Annotated in this window: 16 protein-coding genes; all 16 read left to right on the plus strand. The window is 65.0% G+C overall.

Features of this window, described 5'->3' with window-relative positions:
- The first annotated feature begins 4 nt into the window (after positions 1 to 4).
- On the plus strand, positions 5 to 2,023 hold the full coding sequence (locus QTI66_RS15400) for a bifunctional 3-phosphoshikimate 1-carboxyvinyltransferase/cytidylate kinase (protein ID WP_286560657.1): 2,019 nt from the start codon (positions 5 to 7) through the stop codon (positions 2,021 to 2,023).
- Positions 2,024 to 2,273: 250 nt separating this feature from the next.
- Positions 2,274 to 3,962, plus strand: a complete 1,689-nt coding sequence (gene rpsA / locus QTI66_RS15405) for a 30S ribosomal protein S1 (RefSeq protein ID WP_286560658.1) — start codon at positions 2,274 to 2,276, stop codon at positions 3,960 to 3,962.
- 68 nt (positions 3,963 to 4,030) lie between these two features.
- Positions 4,031 to 4,345, plus strand: coding sequence for an integration host factor subunit beta (locus tag QTI66_RS15410; RefSeq protein ID WP_286560659.1), 315 nt, complete (start codon positions 4,031 to 4,033; stop codon positions 4,343 to 4,345).
- 39 nt (positions 4,346 to 4,384) lie between these two features.
- The gene (locus tag QTI66_RS15415) at positions 4,385 to 4,684 is read left to right on the plus strand and encodes a LapA family protein (RefSeq protein ID WP_286560660.1); all 300 of its coding nucleotides are present in this window, start codon (positions 4,385 to 4,387) and stop codon (positions 4,682 to 4,684) included.
- Entirely contained in the window at positions 4,674 to 5,852 is a 1,179-nt protein-coding gene (gene lapB / locus QTI66_RS15420; protein WP_286560661.1) for a lipopolysaccharide assembly protein LapB, read from the plus strand. The genes QTI66_RS15415 and lapB overlap by 11 nt, the downstream gene beginning before the upstream one ends.
- Before the next feature lie 120 nt (positions 5,853 to 5,972).
- On the plus strand, positions 5,973 to 6,326 hold the full coding sequence (locus tag QTI66_RS15425; RefSeq protein WP_286560662.1) for a ComEA family DNA-binding protein: 354 nt from the start codon (positions 5,973 to 5,975) through the stop codon (positions 6,324 to 6,326).
- Positions 6,327 to 6,479: 153 nt separating this feature from the next.
- Positions 6,480 to 7,445 (plus strand): TRAP transporter substrate-binding protein, encoded by a 966-nt coding sequence (locus QTI66_RS15430; RefSeq protein ID WP_286560663.1) that lies wholly within the window; start codon positions 6,480 to 6,482, stop codon positions 7,443 to 7,445.
- 35 nt (positions 7,446 to 7,480) lie between these two features.
- On the plus strand, positions 7,481 to 8,014 hold the full coding sequence (locus QTI66_RS15435) for a TRAP transporter small permease (protein WP_286560664.1): 534 nt from the start codon (positions 7,481 to 7,483) through the stop codon (positions 8,012 to 8,014).
- An 8-nt stretch (positions 8,015 to 8,022) separates the two neighbouring features.
- Positions 8,023 to 9,336, plus strand: coding sequence for a TRAP transporter large permease (locus QTI66_RS15440; RefSeq protein WP_286560665.1), 1,314 nt, complete (start codon positions 8,023 to 8,025; stop codon positions 9,334 to 9,336).
- Between the two features lie 4 nt (positions 9,337 to 9,340).
- Positions 9,341 to 9,715 carry a fluoride efflux transporter CrcB gene (crcB, locus tag QTI66_RS15445; protein WP_286560666.1) on the plus strand — a complete coding sequence of 125 codons (375 nt, stop codon included), beginning with the start codon at positions 9,341 to 9,343 and terminating at the stop codon, positions 9,713 to 9,715.
- A 66-nt stretch (positions 9,716 to 9,781) separates the two neighbouring features.
- Positions 9,782 to 12,745: a monovalent cation/H+ antiporter subunit A gene (locus tag QTI66_RS15450; RefSeq protein ID WP_286560667.1), complete on the plus strand. Its 2,964-nt coding sequence runs from the start codon at positions 9,782 to 9,784 to the stop codon at positions 12,743 to 12,745.
- Positions 12,745 to 13,089 carry a Na+/H+ antiporter subunit C gene (locus QTI66_RS15455; RefSeq protein WP_286560668.1) on the plus strand — a complete coding sequence of 115 codons (345 nt, stop codon included), beginning with the start codon at positions 12,745 to 12,747 and terminating at the stop codon, positions 13,087 to 13,089. Before QTI66_RS15450 ends, QTI66_RS15455 begins: the two co-directional genes overlap by 1 nt.
- A complete protein-coding gene (locus QTI66_RS15460) occupies positions 13,086 to 14,804 on the plus strand; it encodes a monovalent cation/H+ antiporter subunit D (protein WP_286560669.1) in 1,719 nt (572 codons plus the stop codon). The genes QTI66_RS15455 and QTI66_RS15460 overlap by 4 nt, the downstream gene beginning before the upstream one ends.
- Positions 14,801 to 15,292: a Na+/H+ antiporter subunit E gene (locus QTI66_RS15465; RefSeq protein ID WP_286560670.1), complete on the plus strand. Its 492-nt coding sequence runs from the start codon at positions 14,801 to 14,803 to the stop codon at positions 15,290 to 15,292. Before QTI66_RS15460 ends, QTI66_RS15465 begins: the two co-directional genes overlap by 4 nt.
- Complete coding sequence (locus QTI66_RS15470) at positions 15,289 to 15,567, plus strand: K+/H+ antiporter subunit F (RefSeq protein ID WP_286560671.1); 279 nt, start codon at positions 15,289 to 15,291, stop codon at positions 15,565 to 15,567. The genes QTI66_RS15465 and QTI66_RS15470 overlap by 4 nt, the downstream gene beginning before the upstream one ends.
- Positions 15,564 to 15,944 carry a monovalent cation/H(+) antiporter subunit G gene (gene mnhG, locus QTI66_RS15475; protein WP_286560672.1) on the plus strand — a complete coding sequence of 127 codons (381 nt, stop codon included), beginning with the start codon at positions 15,564 to 15,566 and terminating at the stop codon, positions 15,942 to 15,944. The genes QTI66_RS15470 and mnhG overlap by 4 nt, the downstream gene beginning before the upstream one ends.
- Position 15,945: the final 1 nt, after the last annotated feature.

Here is a 15,945-nt window from a genome sequence, read left to right on the forward strand (position 1 = left end):
TTCCATGTTCGACACAGCTTTCATTGACCTCCCGGCATTGGTCTCGGCCGGTGGCACGGTGCATCTGCCCGGCTCCAAGAGCATTTCCAACCGCGTGCTGCTGCTCGCTGCCCTGGCGGCAGGAACCACCGAAGTCCACGACCTGCTCGATTCGGACGACACGCGCGTCATGCTCGCCGCCTTGACCCAACTGGGGTGCGGTGTCGAGCAGGCCGGCGGCGTCACGCGCATCACCGGACTGGGTGGCGCGCTGAAGACGCGGCAGGCCGATCTTTTCCTGGGCAACGCCGGCACGGCCATGCGTCCGTTGACGGCTGCCTTGAGCCTGCTGGGTGGCGAGTTCGAATTGCGCGGCGTGCCGCGCATGCACGAGCGCCCCATCGGTGACCTGGTCGATGCGCTCATCCAGCTTGGCTGCGATATCGACTACCTCGGCAATCCGGGCTATCCGCCGCTGCGCATCCGTCCGGTGGACCGCGACAGCTTGCGACTGGACGCGCCGATTCGCGTTCGCGGCGATGTGTCCAGCCAGTTCCTGACCGCCTTGCTGCTGGCCCTGCCGCTGGCGGCAAGCCGGGACATCGTCATCGAGGTGATGGGTGAGCTGATCTCCAAGCCGTATATCGAGATCACCCTGAACCTGCTCGCGCGCTTCGGCATCCACGTCCGGCGCGAGGAATGGAGCCGCTTCACGATTCCCGCAGGCAGCGAATACCGCTCGCCCGGCAGCATCCACATCGAGGCGGACGCATCGTCGGCGAGCTACTTCATTGCGCTGGGCGCCATTGCGACGCCGACCCAAGCCACGCAAGGCATCCGCATCGAGGGCGTGGGCGCCGACTCGATCCAGGGCGACATCCGCTTTGTCGAAGCCGCCCGGGCCATGGGTGCGCGTATCGAAAGCGGCCCCAACTGGCTCGAAATCTCGCGCGGCGCGCCGGGTGAAGGATGGCCCTTGCGCGCCATTGACATGGACTGCAACCACATCCCGGACGCCGCCATGACGCTGGCCGTGATGGCGCTGTTCGCCGACGGGCCGAGCACGCTGCGCAACATCGCCAGCTGGCGCGTCAAGGAAACCGACCGCATCGACGCCATGGCCGCCGAGTTGCAAAAGCTGGGCGCGACGGTCGAATCCGGGCCGGACTTCCTCCGCGTCTACCCTCTGGCCGCAGGCGGCTGGCGTCCGGCGAGCATTCACACCTATGACGACCACCGGGTTGCCATGTGCTTTTCGCTCGCAGCTTTCAATCCGGCGGGCGTGCCGGTGCGCATCCTCGATCCGAAATGCGTCGCCAAGACCTTCCCGGATTATTTCGAGGCGCTGTTCTCGGTGAGCACGCCGGCCACCGTGCCGGTGATCTGCATCGACGGCCCGACGGCCTCCGGCAAAGGCACGCTGGCCATGGAAGTGGCGCGCCAGTTGGGCTATCACTACCTCGATTCGGGCGCGCTTTACCGCGTCACCGGTCTGGCGATGTCACGCGCCGGCCTCACCGCCACGCCCGATAACGAGGAGCGCATCGCCCAGATGGCGCGCAACCTGCCGCTGGTGTTCAGCGAAGGCAAGGTTTTGCTGGCCGGCGAAGACGTGACGGACGCCATCCGCACCGAAGAATCGGGCATGAACGCCTCGCGCGTTTCAGCCCTGCCGGCGGTCCGGACCGCCCTGGTCGACCTGCAAAAGCGCTTCCGCCGCCTGCCGGGCCTCGTCGCCGATGGCCGCGACATGGGTACCGTCATCTTCCCCGACGCCTCCCTGAAGGTCTTCCTGACAGCGAGCGCCGCCCACCGGGCCGAGCGACGCTATAAGCAGTTGATTTCAAAGGGGATTTCAGTTACACTTGACAGTCTTCGCTCCGATTTGGAGGCGCGTGACGCCAGGGATTCATCCCGCAGCGTCGCCCCCCTCAAACCGGCGCAGGATGCCCACCTCCTGGACAACTCCGAACAATCGGTCGTGCAATCGGTCGATCAGGTGTTGGACTGGTGGAAGCAAAAACAACCGTTCAGGCCCGCCTGACCGGTTGGAAAAACAAGACGTTCAAGTCCGCTTGAGCGTCTTGAAGTGCAATCTCCCAAGCCCGCTTGGGAGATTCGCCCGAAGCCCCAGGCTGAAGGCATACCGTCCAGCAGGTCCCCGCCGCGCGACAGCGCACCGGCTTGCTGGTTGTTCAACCTGACCGGGCCCCAAGCCCAAACCGCCGTCTCCAGACCTCAAGCCAGCAGCAATGGTGCCGCTGCAAACCCTGCGTGACGGAAGGAAAAAACACATGTCTGAATCTTTTGCCGACCTATTCGAAGAATCCCTGAAGCGTTCTGAAATGCGCACCGGCGAGGTCATCACCGCCGAAGTCGTGCGCGTGGAGCACAACCACGTCGTGGTCAACGCAGGCCTCAAGTCCGAAGCCTACGTGCCGATCGAAGAGTTCAAGAACGACAAGGGTGAACTCGAAGTCCAGGCCGGCGATTTCGTTTCCGTTGCCATCGGCAGCGTCGAAAACGGTTACGGCGACACGATCCTGTCGCGTGACACCGCCAAGCGTCTCGCTTCGTGGATGAGCCTCGAAAAGGCCCTGGAATCCGGCGACTTCGTCACGGGTACCACCAGCGGCAAGGTCAAGGGCGGCCTCACGGTCCTGGTCAACGGCATCCGCGCATTCCTGCCGGGCTCGCTGATCGACACGCGTCCGATCAAGGACCTGACCCCGTACGAAAACAAGACCCTCGAATTCAAGGTCATCAAGCTCGACCGCAAGCGCAACAACGTCGTGTTGTCGCGCCGTGCCGTGGTCGAAGCCAGCATGGGCGAAGAGCGCGCCAAGCTGATGGAAACCCTGAAGGAAGGCGCAGTCGTTCGCGGCGTCGTCAAGAACATCACCGAATACGGTGCGTTCGTCGACCTCGGCGGCATCGACGGCCTGCTGCACATCACCGACATGGCATGGCGCCGCGTTCGTCACCCGAGCGAAGTGGTGCAAGCCGGTCAGGAAATCACCGCCAAGATCCTCAAGTTCGACACGGAAAAGAACCGTGTCTCGCTGGGTCTCAAGCAGATGGGCGACGACCCCTGGATGGGCGTTTCGCGCCGCTACCCGCAAGGCACCCGCCTGTTCGGCAAGGTCACGAACATTGCCGACTACGGCGCGTTCGTCGAACTCGAACCCGGCATCGAAGGCCTGGTGCACGTCTCCGAAATGGACTGGACCAACAAGAACATCGCTCCGAACAAGATCGTCTCGCTGGGCGATGAAGTCGAAGTCATGGTCCTCGAAATCGACGAAGACAAGCGCCGCATCAGCCTGGGCATGAAGCAGTGCAAGGCCAACCCGTGGCAAGAGTTCGCGCAAAACACCAAGCGCGGCGACCGCGTCAAGGGCCCGATCAAGTCGATCACCGACTTCGGCGTGTTCGTGGGCCTGGCTGCCGGCATCGACGGCCTGGTTCACCTGTCCGACCTCTCGTGGAACGAAGCCGGCGAAACCGCCGTTCGCAACTACAAGAAGGGCCAGGAAGTCGAAGCGATCGTGCTGGCAGTCGACGTCGACCGCGAGCGCATCAGCCTGGGCATCAAGCAGCTCGACAGCGATCCGTTCACGACGTTCACCACGGTGAACGACAAGGGCCAGATCGTCACCGGCAAGGTCAAGACGGTGGACGCACGCGGTGCCGAAATCGACCTGGGCGACGACATCATCGGCTACCTGCGCGCCAGCGAAATCTCCCGCGATCGCGTGGAAGATGCACGCAACGTGCTCAAGGAAGGCGACGAAGTCACGGCCGTGGTGGTCAATGTGGATCGCAAGACCCGCAACATCCAGCTGTCGGTCAAGCAGAAGGACATGGTTGACGAACAAGGCGCCATGGCCTCGCTGAGCCAGCAGTCGGCACGCGAAAACGCGGGCACGACGAGCCTGGGCGCATTGCTGCGCGCCAAGCTGGACAACAACAGCGACAAGTAAGCTGTCACGACGGGACAGGGTTGGCCCCGGGGCCGCCCTGTCCCTTTTTTTTTGTATAAACACTGCACATGACCCGTTCCGATCTCGTTGAAGAACTCGCCGCCCGCTTCGCGCAGCTCACGCACCGCGACGCCGAATACGCCGTCAAGACCATCCTCGATGCGATGGGTGATGCGCTGGTGCGCGGCAACCGGATCGAGATTCGTGGCTTCGGCAGTTTTTCGGTGAGCCGCAGGCCACCGCGCATCGGACGCAACCCGCGTTCGGGCGAAAGCGTTCAGGTGCCGGAAAAGCGCGTGCCGCACTTCAAGCCGGGCAAGGCCCTGCGCGAGGCGGTGGACGAGCGCACGGCGCAGCTCGATGCGGAAAGCCGCAAAGGCTGATCACAAACGTAGAATCCTTCCGGCCCACCGGAAGCGTTCATGAAATACATCCTGTGGCTGCTCAAGGCAGCCATTTTTTTTACGCTGTTTGCCTTCGCGCTGAACAACCAGCACGACGCGACCGTGTACTTCTTCTTCGGCACCTACTGGCGTGCGCCGCTGGTGCTGGTCGTGCTGGTGGCGTTCGCCGGCGGCCTGGTCGTTGGCGCGCTGGGCATGCTGCCAGGCTGGTGGAAGCACCGCTCCGCCGCCACGCGCAATCCGCCGCCCGCCGTGGTGCCCACATCGCCGGCTCCTGCCGGCAACGATCTGCCCGTCGCGCGCCACCATGGACTTTGACTTCAGCTGGCTCCTGCTGGGGCTGCCGCTGGCCTTTGTGCTGGGTTGGCTGGCATCGCGCTTCGACTTGCGACAACTTCGACTCGAGAACCGGCAAGCGCCAAAGGCGTACTTTCGCGGCCTGAACTTCCTGCTCAACGAACAGCAGGACCAAGCCATCGATGCCTTCATCGAAGCGGTGCAGAACGACCCCGACACCCAGGAGCTTCACTTTGCGCTGGGCAACCTGTTTCGCCGGCGCGGCGAATACCAGCGGGCGGTGCGCGTGCATGAACACCTGCTTTCGCGCGGCGACCTGAGCCGCACGGACCGCGACCGCGCACAACATGCGCTGTCCCAAGACTTCCTGCGCGCGGGCCTCCTTGACCGCGCCGAAGCCGCCTTGCAAAAGCTCGAGGGCACGCGCTATGAAAACGAAGCGCGGCTGGCCTTGCTGGCCATCTACGAGCGCTCGCGTGAATGGGCGCAGGCCGCCGCGGTGGCACAGAAGCTCGACGAATCGGATCAGGCCAGCTACAGCACGCGGCGCGCGCACTACCTGTGCGAACAAGCGTCGGAGCAGGTGACCAAGGGCGCGCTGGACGAAGCGGGCCGTTTGCTGGACCAGGCGGCCCAGCTGGCACCCGCGGCGCCTCGGCCCGCCATCGACACGGCCGCGCTCCAGTTGCGCAACGGCGAGCCGGCCAAAGCTTTCGAGACGCTGGTGTCGCTGGCGGAAACGGCGCCGCTGGCGCTGCCGCTCTATGCACCCCTGTTGCAGCAAGCGGCCGTCGCTTCGCAGCGTTCGGGCGAAGCACTGGCGCTGCTGCAGCGGCGCTATGCAGCCTCGCCATCGATCGACGTGGTGGAAGCCATCGTTGCCCTGGGCGGCACGTCCATCGTTGACGAAGAAGCCGACACCAGTGCCGCGCCGCAGCCTCGCGACAGCTACATCGCCCACTTGCAGCATCACCCTTCGCTCGTGGCGGCCACGCGCTGGCTCGCCGGTGAGCGCTTCGAGCGCGAGGCCCTGCATCCGCCCGTGCAACGTGCTTTGGAGCAGGCGGTTCGCCCCCTCATGCGCTATCGCTGCGCAGCCTGCGGCTTCGAGGCGCACCAGTACTTCTGGCACTGCCCCGGTTGCCAGGCGTGGGACAGCTATCCGCCAAGGCGCGTCGAAGAGCTTTAGCGCTGCCTGTCAACGCATCACTCAACCAACTCGTTGAGCGAAGGCCGTCCGCGCGTTGCGGGCGGCGAAGCGGCATCACCGCTTCAATTCCAAGAAAAGCAAGTATGAGGGAGTGAATCAATGTTCAAGAAATTGCTGGCCGCTTTGGCCATGATGTCTGCCGCCGTGTCCTTTGCAGCGGTTGAAGTCAACAAGGCGAGCGCCGCCGACTTCGATGGACTCAAGGGCGTGGGCCCGGCCATGTCGCAGCGCATCCTCGATGCCCGCAAGCAGGGCGAGTTCAAGAGCTGGGAAGACCTGATGGCACGCGTCAAGGGCGTGAAGACGAAGAAGGCCGAGAAGCTGTCCGGTGAAGGCCTCACCGTGAATGGCGAGCCCTTCAAGACCGCCACCTCGCCGCAACTTGCCGCTGCCGCCAAGCCGGCGCCGGCCAAGACCGCGGCAGCAGCACCCGCCGCTGCCCCAGCCAAGTAAACCGCGCCAGGCGCGATCAGAACGGGCCACCGACGTGTGGCCCGTTTTGCATTGGGGCCCTCCAGTCGATGCAGGGAAAGGCCTCAGCAGTGGCCTGATACTTGCACAGTATGCTTCCAGTCACCTTTCATTTCGAATCGTCCTGGAGAGCTCATGCATCACAAGTTCGGCATCGCCCTGGTTGGCTTGGCGTTTGGCGCCACCGCGTTTGCGCAGACCAAGTGGGACCTGCCCACCGCCTATCCGGCGACCAACTACCACACCGAGAACATCACGCAGTTCGCCAAGGACGTTGACGCGGCGACGGGCGGCAAGCTCAAGATCACGGTGCATGCCAACGCATCGCTTTTCAAGGCGCCCGAGATCAAGCGCGCGGTGCAAAGCAGCCAAGCCCAGGCCGGTGAAATCCTCCTGGCCAACTTTGCGAACGAGAACCCCGTCTACGCACTCGACGGCGTGCCCTTCCTGGCGACCACCTACGCGGATGCCAGAAAGCTCTACACCGCCTCCAAGCCCGCCATGGACAAGCTCCTAGCTGCGCAGGGCATGAAGGTGCTGTTCGTGGTGCCGTGGGCACCCCAAGGCATCTACGTCAAGAAGGAAATCAGCTCGGTCGCCGACCTGCGTGGCGTCAAGTGGCGCGCCTACAGCCCGGCAACGGCCAAGATCGCTGAGCTCATCGGCGCGCAGCCGGTGCAGATCCAGCAAGCCGAACTCAGCGCCGCCATGGCCACGGGCGTGATCGAGAGCTACATGAGCTCGGGCTCCACCGGCTACGACACCAAGACCTACGAGCACATCAAGAACTTCTACGACACGCAGGCGTGGATCCCGAAGAACGCCGTGCTGGTGAATGCCAAGGCATTCGACGCGCTCGACCCGGCGACGAAGGAAGCACTGACCAAGGCCGCGGCCGCAGCCGAAGCGCGTGGCTGGAAGGTTGCGCAGGAAAAGAACGACGAATACAAGCGCCTGCTCGCCGAACGCGGCATGAAGATCCACAAGCCTTCGGCCAAGCTCGACGCCGACATGCGCCAGGTCGGCGGCATCATGCAGTCCGACTGGCTCAAGGCTGCGGGCGCCGATGGCCAGGCCATCGTCGACGCCTACAAGAAGTGATGACCTCGCTTCGCCTCCCGGGGGAGGCCTGACCCATGCGCCGGCTACTGGATCGGCTGTACAGCGGCGCTGGCGCCATCGGCGCTTTCTGCGTCTTCGTGATCTTCGTGCTGATGATCGTGGCCGGCGTCGGCCGCCAGATGAACTGGCATGTGAGCGGCCTCAACGATGCGGTGGCATGGCTTTGCGCGGCGGCTTCCTTCTTCACGATGGCGAATGCCTTTCGCCATGGCGACTTCGTGCGGGTGACGCTGTTGCTGGAGGCCGTGCCGCTCAAGACGCGGCGCGCGCTCGACGTCACCTGCCTGCTGATCGCCACGGTGGCGGTCGGCTATCTCACTTGGTGGGCGACCAGCTTCACCTGGGAAAGTTATGAGTTCGCCGAAATGGCCACGGGCCTGCTCGTGATTCCCATCTGGATTCCGCAATCGACCTTCGTCATCGGCTGCTGGCTGTTCATGATCGCGCTGATCGACGAATTGGTCGGCGTGGTGCGCGGCGAAAAGCCGAGCTACCAGCGCGCGGTCGAAGAGCGGCACGCGGCCGGCGATTTTTCCTCCGACATCTGATCACGCCCATGCTCGAAACACTTCTCATGGGCGCCTTGCTGCTCGTCATCATGCTGGTGCTGCTGGCCGGCGGCGTGTGGATTGCGATGACGCTGGCCATCGTCGGCTGGGTCGGTCAGGCTTTCTTCACCAACACGCTGCCGGGCAAGAACCTGTTTTCCGCCTTTTGGGAAAGCAATGCGAGCTGGGAGCTGGCGGCGCTGCCCCTGTTCATCTGGATGGGCGAGATCCTGTTTCGCACCAAGCTGAGCGAAGAGATGTTCGAAGGCCTGCGCCCGTGGCTCAACCGCGTGCCCGGCCGGCTGATGCACACCACCATCCTGGGCTGCGGCGTGTTCGGCTCCGTCTCGGGCTCCTCCGCGGCCACCTGCGCCACCATCGCCAAGGTGGCGCTGCCTGAACTCAAGCGCCGCGGCTACAACGAGAAGCTTGCCATCGGATCGCTTGCAACGGCCGGAACGCTCGGCATATTGATTCCACCTTCGATCACGATGGTGGTCTACGCGGTGGCGGCCGATGCTTCCATCATCCGCATCTTCCTGGCGGGCTTCCTGCCGGGCTTCTTGCTCATGCTGCTGTTCTCGGGCTACATCGGCTGGTGGAGCCTGCGCAACCCCGACCAGGTGCCGCCGGCCGATCCGCCGACCAGCTTCAAGGAAAAGATCCGCCTGTCGGGCAACCTGATTCCTTGCGGCCTCCTGATCGTCTTCATCGTCTGGGTGCTGGTCGCGGGCTGGGCCACGGCCACGGAATGCGCGGCCTTCGGCGTGCTGGGCTCGCTGGGGATTGCGGCGTGGGGCCGCAGCCTGACGTGGCAGAACTTCAAGGACGGCCTGATGGGCGCCACGCGCACCAGTTGCATGATCATGTTCATCCTGGCCGGCGCCGCCTTCCTCACCAAGACGATGGCCTTCACCGGCATTCCGCGCGAACTGGCCGAATGGGTGGACAGCATGCACCTGTCGCCCTACGCGCTCATCAGCGCCCTGGTGGTGGTTTACCTTGTGCTGGGCACGGCCCTGGATGGCATCTCGATGATCGTGCTGACCAGCGCGGTGGTGCTGCCGATGATCCAGAAGGCCGGCTTCGACCTGGTGTGGTTCGGCATCTTCGTCGTGCTGCTGGTCGAGATTGCCGAAGTCACGCCGCCCGTGGGCTTCAACCTTTTCGTGCTGCAGAACATGACGGGCAAGGACAGCAACGTGATCGCCAAGGCCGCGATTCCGTTCTTTTTCTGCCTGGTGGTATGCATCGCGATCATCACGCTGTTCCCCAGCATCGTGACCGTGTTGCCGAACATGGTGATGGGCGTGGAAAAATAGCGGGATGCTTCCTGCCGTCATTGCGATCTCCCTTGGTGCATCACTGGGCGCGCTGTCGCGCTGGGGGCTCGGGCTCTGGCTGGGCGTCGGCGTCATGCCCTGGGGCACGCTGGCGGCCAATCTCATTGGCGGCTACCTCATCGGCATCATGATCGCGACCTTCCAGTTCATACCCGAACTCTCGCCCATCTGGCGCCTGGCCATCGTCACCGGCTTCCTGGGTGGACTCACCACCTTCTCCAGCTTCTCGGCCGAGGTGGTCACGATGCTTCTGGAAGACCGGATCGGCGTTGCGCTTCTCACCGCTGCGGCGCACCTCGGTGGCTCGCTCGTGCTGACATGGCTCGGCGTGCGCAGCGTGAGGATGTTCGCGGGCTGATTTTCCCGAGCCTCCACCGGCTCATTTAAGCCAGCGCCAAGGAGCCGGTCGATAGAATCGACCGCAATGCCACTGGTCCTTGCCGTTGCGCTTCCATTTCTCGCCAGCGTCCTGGCTGCCTTGTTGCCGTCCGACGCCCGCAATCGGGAGTCCACGCTGGCGGGTCTCGTCGCGCTCGGTTGCGCCATTCAGATGGCGTGGCTCTTTCCGGGGATTGCCAATGGCAACGTGATCCGCCAGGAGATCACCTGGATTCCCGCCCTGGGGCTCAATCTCATCTTCCGGCTGGACGGCTTCTCGTGGCTGTTCAGCATGCTCGTGCTCGGCATTGGTGCGCTGGTGGTGCTCTATGCGCGCTACTACATGTCGCCGTCTGACCCGGTGCCGCGCTTCTTCTCGTTCTTCCTGGCCTTCATGGGTTCGATGATGGGCGTGGTGCTCTCGGGCAACATCGTCCAGATGGTGGTGTTCTGGGAACTCACCAGCCTCTTCTCGTTCCTGCTGATCGGCTACTGGCATCACCGGCGCGACGCACGGCGCGGCGCACGCATGGCGCTCACGGTGACGGGCGCGGGCGGGCTGTGCCTGCTGGCGGGCGTGCTGTTGCTCGGGCGCATGGCGGGAAGCTACGAGCTCGATGAGGTGCTGGCCTCGGGCAAGGCGATTCAGGCGCATCCGCTGTACCTCACGATGCTGGTGCTGGTCCTGCTCGGCGCGTTCACGAAGAGTGCGCAGTTTCCGTTTCACTTCTGGCTGCCGCGCGCCATGGCGGCGCCCACGCCGGTCTCGGCCTACCTGCATTCGGCCACGATGGTGAAGCTGGGCGTGTTCCTGCTCGCGCGCCTGTGGCCCGTGCTCTCGGGCACCGAGGCGTGGTTCTGGCTCGTTGGCGGTGCGGGTGCCATCACATTGCTGCTGGGCGGCTACGTGGCGATGTTCCAGCGCGACCTCAAGGCGCTGCTGGCCTATTCGACCATCTCGCACCTGGGCCTGATCGTGCTGCTGCTGGGGCTGAACAGCCCGCTGGCGGCCGTGGCGGCGGTGTTCCACGTGATGAACCACGCGACCTTCAAGGCCTCGCTCTTCATGGCGGCCGGCATCATCGACCACGAAAGCGGTACGCGCGACATCCGCAAGCTCAGCGGCCTCATCAAGCTCATGCCGATCACCGGCACGCTCGCAATCATTGCGAGCGCATCGATGGCGGGCGTGCCGCTGCTCAACGGCTTTCTCTCGAAGGAAATGTTCTTTGCCGAGACGGTGTTCATCGACGCGAACCCGTGGGTCGACGTGGCCTTGCCGTTCATCGCCACGCTGGCGGGCATGTTCAGCGTGGCCTATTCACTGCATCTGTCGGTCGATGTCTTCTTCGGGCCGCCGTGTGGCGACGAAGTGCCGCGCAAGCCGCACGAGCCGCCGCACTGGATGCGCGTTCCGGTTGAGCTTCTGGTGCTGATCTGCCTGGTGGTGGGCGTTGCACCGGCATGGTCGGTGGGGCCGTTGCTTGCGGCGGCTGCGTCGCCTGTGGTCGGTGGCGAGTTGCCGGACTACAGCTTGGCCCTGTGGCACGGCTTCAACCTGCCGCTGGCCATGAGCTTTGTGGCCCTGGCCGGGGGGGCGATCATCTATTTCGTGCAGCGGCGCATGCGCGCACACGGCTGGCTCGAGGTCACGCCGCTGTTGCATCGCTTCGACGGGCAGCGTCTTTTTGAAAACATGCTGGCCCGCCTGAGCGAAACGGGCCGTCGCGGCCGCCGGATGCTCGGCACGCGGCGCCTGCAGATGCAGTTGCTGATCATGGTGCTCCTGGCCATCGCGGGTGCCTGCGCATCCTTGTGGTTTGCGCCGGCATCGCGCGGCAACGCGGAGTTGATCGCCTTTTCGCCGATGTTCGCGATGACCTGGGTCATCGGCGCGACCTGCGCGGTGGCGGCTGCCTGGCAGGCCAAGTTCCACAGACTTGCATCACTGATGCTGGCATCGGCGGCGGGCCTGGTTTGCTGCATCACCTTCATCTGGTTCTCTGCGCCGGACCTGGCGTTGACGCAACTCGTCGTGGAGGTCGTGACCACCGTGCTGATCCTGCTCGGCCTGCGCTGGCTGCCGCTGCGCAAGGCGACTGAACAACCGGTGGGCGTGCGACTGCGCCGATGGGCCCGGCGCAGCCGCGACTTGCTCACGGCCGGCGCAGCCGGCACGGGCATGGCGGCGCTGTCCTGGCTGATGATGACGCGCCCGTTCCCGCAGAGCATCTCGGGCTTCTTCCTGGAGCACGCGCTGCCGGACGGCGGCGGCACCAATGTCGTGAACGTGATGCTGGTGGACTTTCGCGGTTTCGACACCTTTGGCGAGATCACGGTGCTGGGCATCGTCGCGCTGACCGTCTATGCGCTGCTTCGGCGCTTTCGGCCCGCCATCGAGTCGATGGCCCTTCCGCCGCAGCAACGCGCGCAGCCGGACGATGGCAGCAGCGACCTGGTGAATCCGCGGCTGGCGCACGACACGGCCGTGGGCTACCTCATGGTGCCGGCCGTGCTGGTGCGCCTGCTGCTGCCGTTGTCGGTTCTGGTGTCGGTGTATTTCTTCATGCGCGGCCACAACCAGCCGGGCGGCGGCTTCGTGGCGGGCCTCGTGATGTCGGTGGCGCTGCTGCTGCAATACATCGTCTCGGGCACCGAATGGGTCGAAGAGCATCTGCGCATCTATCCACGACGCTGGATCGCCGTGGGGCTGTTGCTCGCGCTGGCCACGGGTGGCGGCGCGGTGGTGCTGGGCTATCCCTTCCTGACCACGCACACGGCACACCTGCACGTGCCGGTGCTGGGCGAGTTGCACGTGCCGAGCGCGCTCTTCTTCGACATGGGCGTGTTCACGCTCGTGCTCGGCGCCACCATGCTGATCCTGACCGCGCTCGCCCACCAATCGATTCGAAGCCATCGCTGGGTCAGCGAGCAGGAAGAACGCGCCGAGGAGGAACGAGCAGCGCGCGAAGCCGAAGCGACGACTGCCACTGCGGGGGCGAGTACCTGATGCAAGCCGTGCTCGCCATCGCCATCGGCTTCCTCACCGCGTCGGGCGTGTACCTGCTGCTGCGCCCGCGCACCTTCCAGGTCATCATGGGCCTCACGCTGGTGTCCTATGCGGCGAACCTCTTCATCTTCAGCATGGGGCGCCTGAAGGTCGACAGTGAACCCATCCTCATTGCGGGCATCACGTCGACCATGGCCAACACGGCCGACCCGATGCCGCAGGCGCTGGTGCTGACGGCCATCGTGATCGGCTTTGCGATGACGGCCCTGTTCCTCGTGGTGGTGCTCGCCTCGCGCGGCCTGAACGGCACCGACCACGTCGACGGCGAAGAAGGCGACACATGAACGAAGTCTTCGCCTTCCTCGACCGCATGCTCGACGCTACCATGCCGCACCTGGTGGCCGCGCCGATCCTGGTGCCGATGCTCACCGCCGCGCTGATGCTGACGCTCGAAGAGCGCCACCGCCGCACCAAGTCGGTCCTGACGGTGATCTCGGGGCTCGTCGGCCTGCTGGTGGCGCTGGCGCTGCTGCGCTGGGTGAATGCGCCCGACACCGGCGGCGGCCCGGGCTCCATCGGCGTCTACCTGCCGGGCAACTGGCGCTCGCCCTTCGGCATCGTGCTGGTGGCCGATCGCCTGTCGACCATGATGGTGACGCTGACGGGCGTGGTGGCCTTTGCCGCATCCATCTACTCCACCTCGCGCTGGGACCGTGCGGGCGTGCATTTCCATCCGCTGCTGCAGTTGCAGATCATGGGGCTCAACGGCGCCTTTCTCACGGGCGACCTGTTCAACCTCTTCGTGTTTTTCGAAGTGATGCTGGCGGCTTCCTACGGATTGCTGCTGCACGGATCGGGCAAGTTGCGCGTGCACGCCGGGCTGCACTACATCGCGATCAACCTTGCCGCCTCGGTGCTGTTCCTCATCGGCGCATCGATGCTCTACGGCGTGACGGGCACGCTCAACATGGCGGACATGGGCATGCGCATCGCGGCGCTCGATCCTTCCGAGCGCGGACTGGTGCATGCGGGCGCGGCCATTCTGGGCGTTGCCTTCTTTGCCAAGGCGGGCGCCTGGCCGCTCAACTTCTGGCTCGTGCCGGCCTACAGCGCCGCGGTGTCGCCGGTCAGCGCGGTGTTTGCCCTGCTCACCAAGCTGGGGGTCTACACCATCCTTCGGCTGTGGACGGTGCTGTTCGCCAGCGCCACGGGCGGCGCCATCGGCTTCGGCCACAACGTGCTGATCGCCATCGGTCTGGCCACGCTCTTCGTGGGTGCGCTGGGCGTCATCGGCACGCAGCGCCTGTCCAACCTGGCGGGCTTCGGCGTGCTGATGTCCGCGGGCATTTTGCTGGCGGCCGTGGGGCTGTCGCAGCCCGCGGTGTGGGCGGGCGCGCTGTACTACTTGCTGAATTCGACGCTGGCTGCCAGCGCCTTCTTTCTGCTGATCGACATGGTCGAGCGCTGGCGCAACGCGGGCGCCAGCATCGCGGCGCACGAAGCGCACGGCACCGCGCCCTTCCTGGCGGAAGACCTGAAGCCGCTGGAAGAGGTCAACCTCGACGACGAACAGCAGGCGCTCTACGGCCGCGCCATTCCGGCCGGCGTCGCCTTCCTCGGCCTGAGCTTCGTGGCCTGCACCCTGCTGTTGGCGGGACTGCCGCCGCTCTCGGGCTTCGTGGGCAAGTTCGCGATGCTGTCGAGTGTGTTCGACGCCCCGGCCATCAGCCCATCGGCGTGGGCTTTTGCGGCGCTGGTGCTGGTGTCGGGCCTCTTCACGCTGATCGCGTTGAGCCGTGCCGGCATCCGCCACTTCTGGACGGCGCCGCAGAGTTCCTTGCCCGCCTTGCGCGCGGTCGAGGTGTTGCCCGTGGCGGCGCTGCTGGCCGCCTGCCTTGCGCTGTCGATCCAGGCCGAGCGCGTGATGGAACACGCCACGGCCACGGCGCGGGGCCTGGATGCGCCGACCGCCTATCGCCGTGCGGTAATGAATGCGCGGCAGGTTCCGTCGCCGGCCAAGACCCCTTCGACCGCTTCTCCCGCGAAAGGCACGCCATGAAACGCTGGATGCCCTCGCCGCCCTTGTCGATGGTGCTGTTCGTCGTGTGGATCCTGCTCAACCAGTCGATTCATCCGGCCACGCTGCTGCTGGCCGCCATCCTTGCGGTGGGCGTGCCGCTGCTCACGCGCAGCCTTCGCCCGGCTTGGGCAAGCGTGCGCAGGCCAAGGGCGCTGATCGGGCTGACTGGCCACATCGTGGTCGACCTGGTGGAGTCGGCGCTGGAGGTGACGCGGCTATTGCTCACGCGCCGCACGCGGGACATCTCCTCGCACTTCGTCACCGTGCCGCTGGACATGCGCGACCCCTATGCATTGGCCATGCTGGCGATGATCCTTTGCCTCACGCCCGGCACGGCGTGGGCGGAGCTGGCCTTTGATCGCAGCTCGCTCATCATCCACGTGTTTCACCACCGCGACGACGCGGCCTTCATCGCCCTCATCAAGCAACGCTACGAGCGGCCCCTCATGGAGATCTTCGAGTCATGACGCCCTTCCTGCTCTGGGCCGTGAAGCTGGCCCTCTTCCTGCTGGCCGTCGGCATGCTGTGCGCACTGGCGCGCTTGCTGATCGGCCCGACGGCGCAAGACCGCGTCATGGCGCTCGACTGCCTCTACATCAACGGCATGCTGATGATGCTGGTGCTGGGCATCAACTACGCAAGCAGCGTGTACTTCGAGGCGGCGATGCTGATCGCGCTCTTCGGCTTCGTGGGCTCGACATCGCTGGCCAAGTTCCTGCTGCGCGGCGAGGTGATCGAATGAACGACTTCATCATCGGGCCCCTGCCGCTGTGGGCCGAAATTGCGACGGCGGTCTTCGTGGTGGCGTCGGCTGCGTTCGCGGCCATCGGCTCTTTCGGGCTGGTGCGGCTGCCGACGTTCTTCAGGCGTATTCACGCGCCGACGCTGGGGGCGACGGTGGGCGTGTGGTGCATGACGATCGCGACCATCGTCTATTTCTCGGTGCAGGGGTTCAGCCTGTTCCTGCACGCGGTGTTGATTGCGCTGTTCGTTGCGGTCACGGCCCCGGTGACGACCATCTTCCTGATGCGGGCGGCGCTGTTTCGCGAGCGGACGAAGGATTCGGGCCTGCAGGTGCCGCCGGCGTCGGTTTCGCCGAAGACCACCGACCGGCGCTGAA

It is taken from the genome of Variovorax brevis (assembly GCF_030317105.1).
Taxonomy (GTDB): Bacteria; Pseudomonadota; Gammaproteobacteria; order Burkholderiales; family Burkholderiaceae_C; genus Variovorax; species Variovorax brevis.

Bases quoted from the DNA above. Each gene is read 5' to 3' on its own strand.
- QTI66_RS15400 (WP_286560657.1), top strand. From the start codon at position 5: ATGTTCGACACAGCTTTCATTGACCTCCCGGCATTGGTCTCGGCCGGT.
- rpsA (WP_286560658.1), top strand. From the start codon at position 2,274: ATGTCTGAATCTTTTGCCGACCTATTCGAAGAATCCCTGAAGCGTTCT.
- QTI66_RS15410 (WP_286560659.1), top strand. From the start codon at position 4,031: ATGACCCGTTCCGATCTCGTTGAAGAACTCGCCGCCCGCTTCGCGCAG.
- QTI66_RS15415 (WP_286560660.1), top strand. From the start codon at position 4,385: ATGAAATACATCCTGTGGCTGCTCAAGGCAGCCATTTTTTTTACGCTG.
- lapB (WP_286560661.1), top strand. From the start codon at position 4,674: ATGGACTTTGACTTCAGCTGGCTCCTGCTGGGGCTGCCGCTGGCCTTT.
- QTI66_RS15425 (WP_286560662.1), top strand. From the start codon at position 5,973: ATGTTCAAGAAATTGCTGGCCGCTTTGGCCATGATGTCTGCCGCCGTG.
- QTI66_RS15430 (WP_286560663.1), top strand. From the start codon at position 6,480: ATGCATCACAAGTTCGGCATCGCCCTGGTTGGCTTGGCGTTTGGCGCC.
- QTI66_RS15435 (WP_286560664.1), top strand. From the start codon at position 7,481: ATGCGCCGGCTACTGGATCGGCTGTACAGCGGCGCTGGCGCCATCGGC.
- QTI66_RS15440 (WP_286560665.1), top strand. From the start codon at position 8,023: ATGCTCGAAACACTTCTCATGGGCGCCTTGCTGCTCGTCATCATGCTG.
- crcB (WP_286560666.1), top strand. From the start codon at position 9,341: ATGCTTCCTGCCGTCATTGCGATCTCCCTTGGTGCATCACTGGGCGCG.
- QTI66_RS15450 (WP_286560667.1), top strand. From the start codon at position 9,782: ATGCCACTGGTCCTTGCCGTTGCGCTTCCATTTCTCGCCAGCGTCCTG.
- QTI66_RS15455 (WP_286560668.1), top strand. From the start codon at position 12,745: ATGCAAGCCGTGCTCGCCATCGCCATCGGCTTCCTCACCGCGTCGGGC.
- QTI66_RS15460 (WP_286560669.1), top strand. From the start codon at position 13,086: ATGAACGAAGTCTTCGCCTTCCTCGACCGCATGCTCGACGCTACCATG.
- QTI66_RS15465 (WP_286560670.1), top strand. From the start codon at position 14,801: ATGAAACGCTGGATGCCCTCGCCGCCCTTGTCGATGGTGCTGTTCGTC.
- QTI66_RS15470 (WP_286560671.1), top strand. From the start codon at position 15,289: ATGACGCCCTTCCTGCTCTGGGCCGTGAAGCTGGCCCTCTTCCTGCTG.
- mnhG (WP_286560672.1), top strand. From the start codon at position 15,564: ATGAACGACTTCATCATCGGGCCCCTGCCGCTGTGGGCCGAAATTGCG.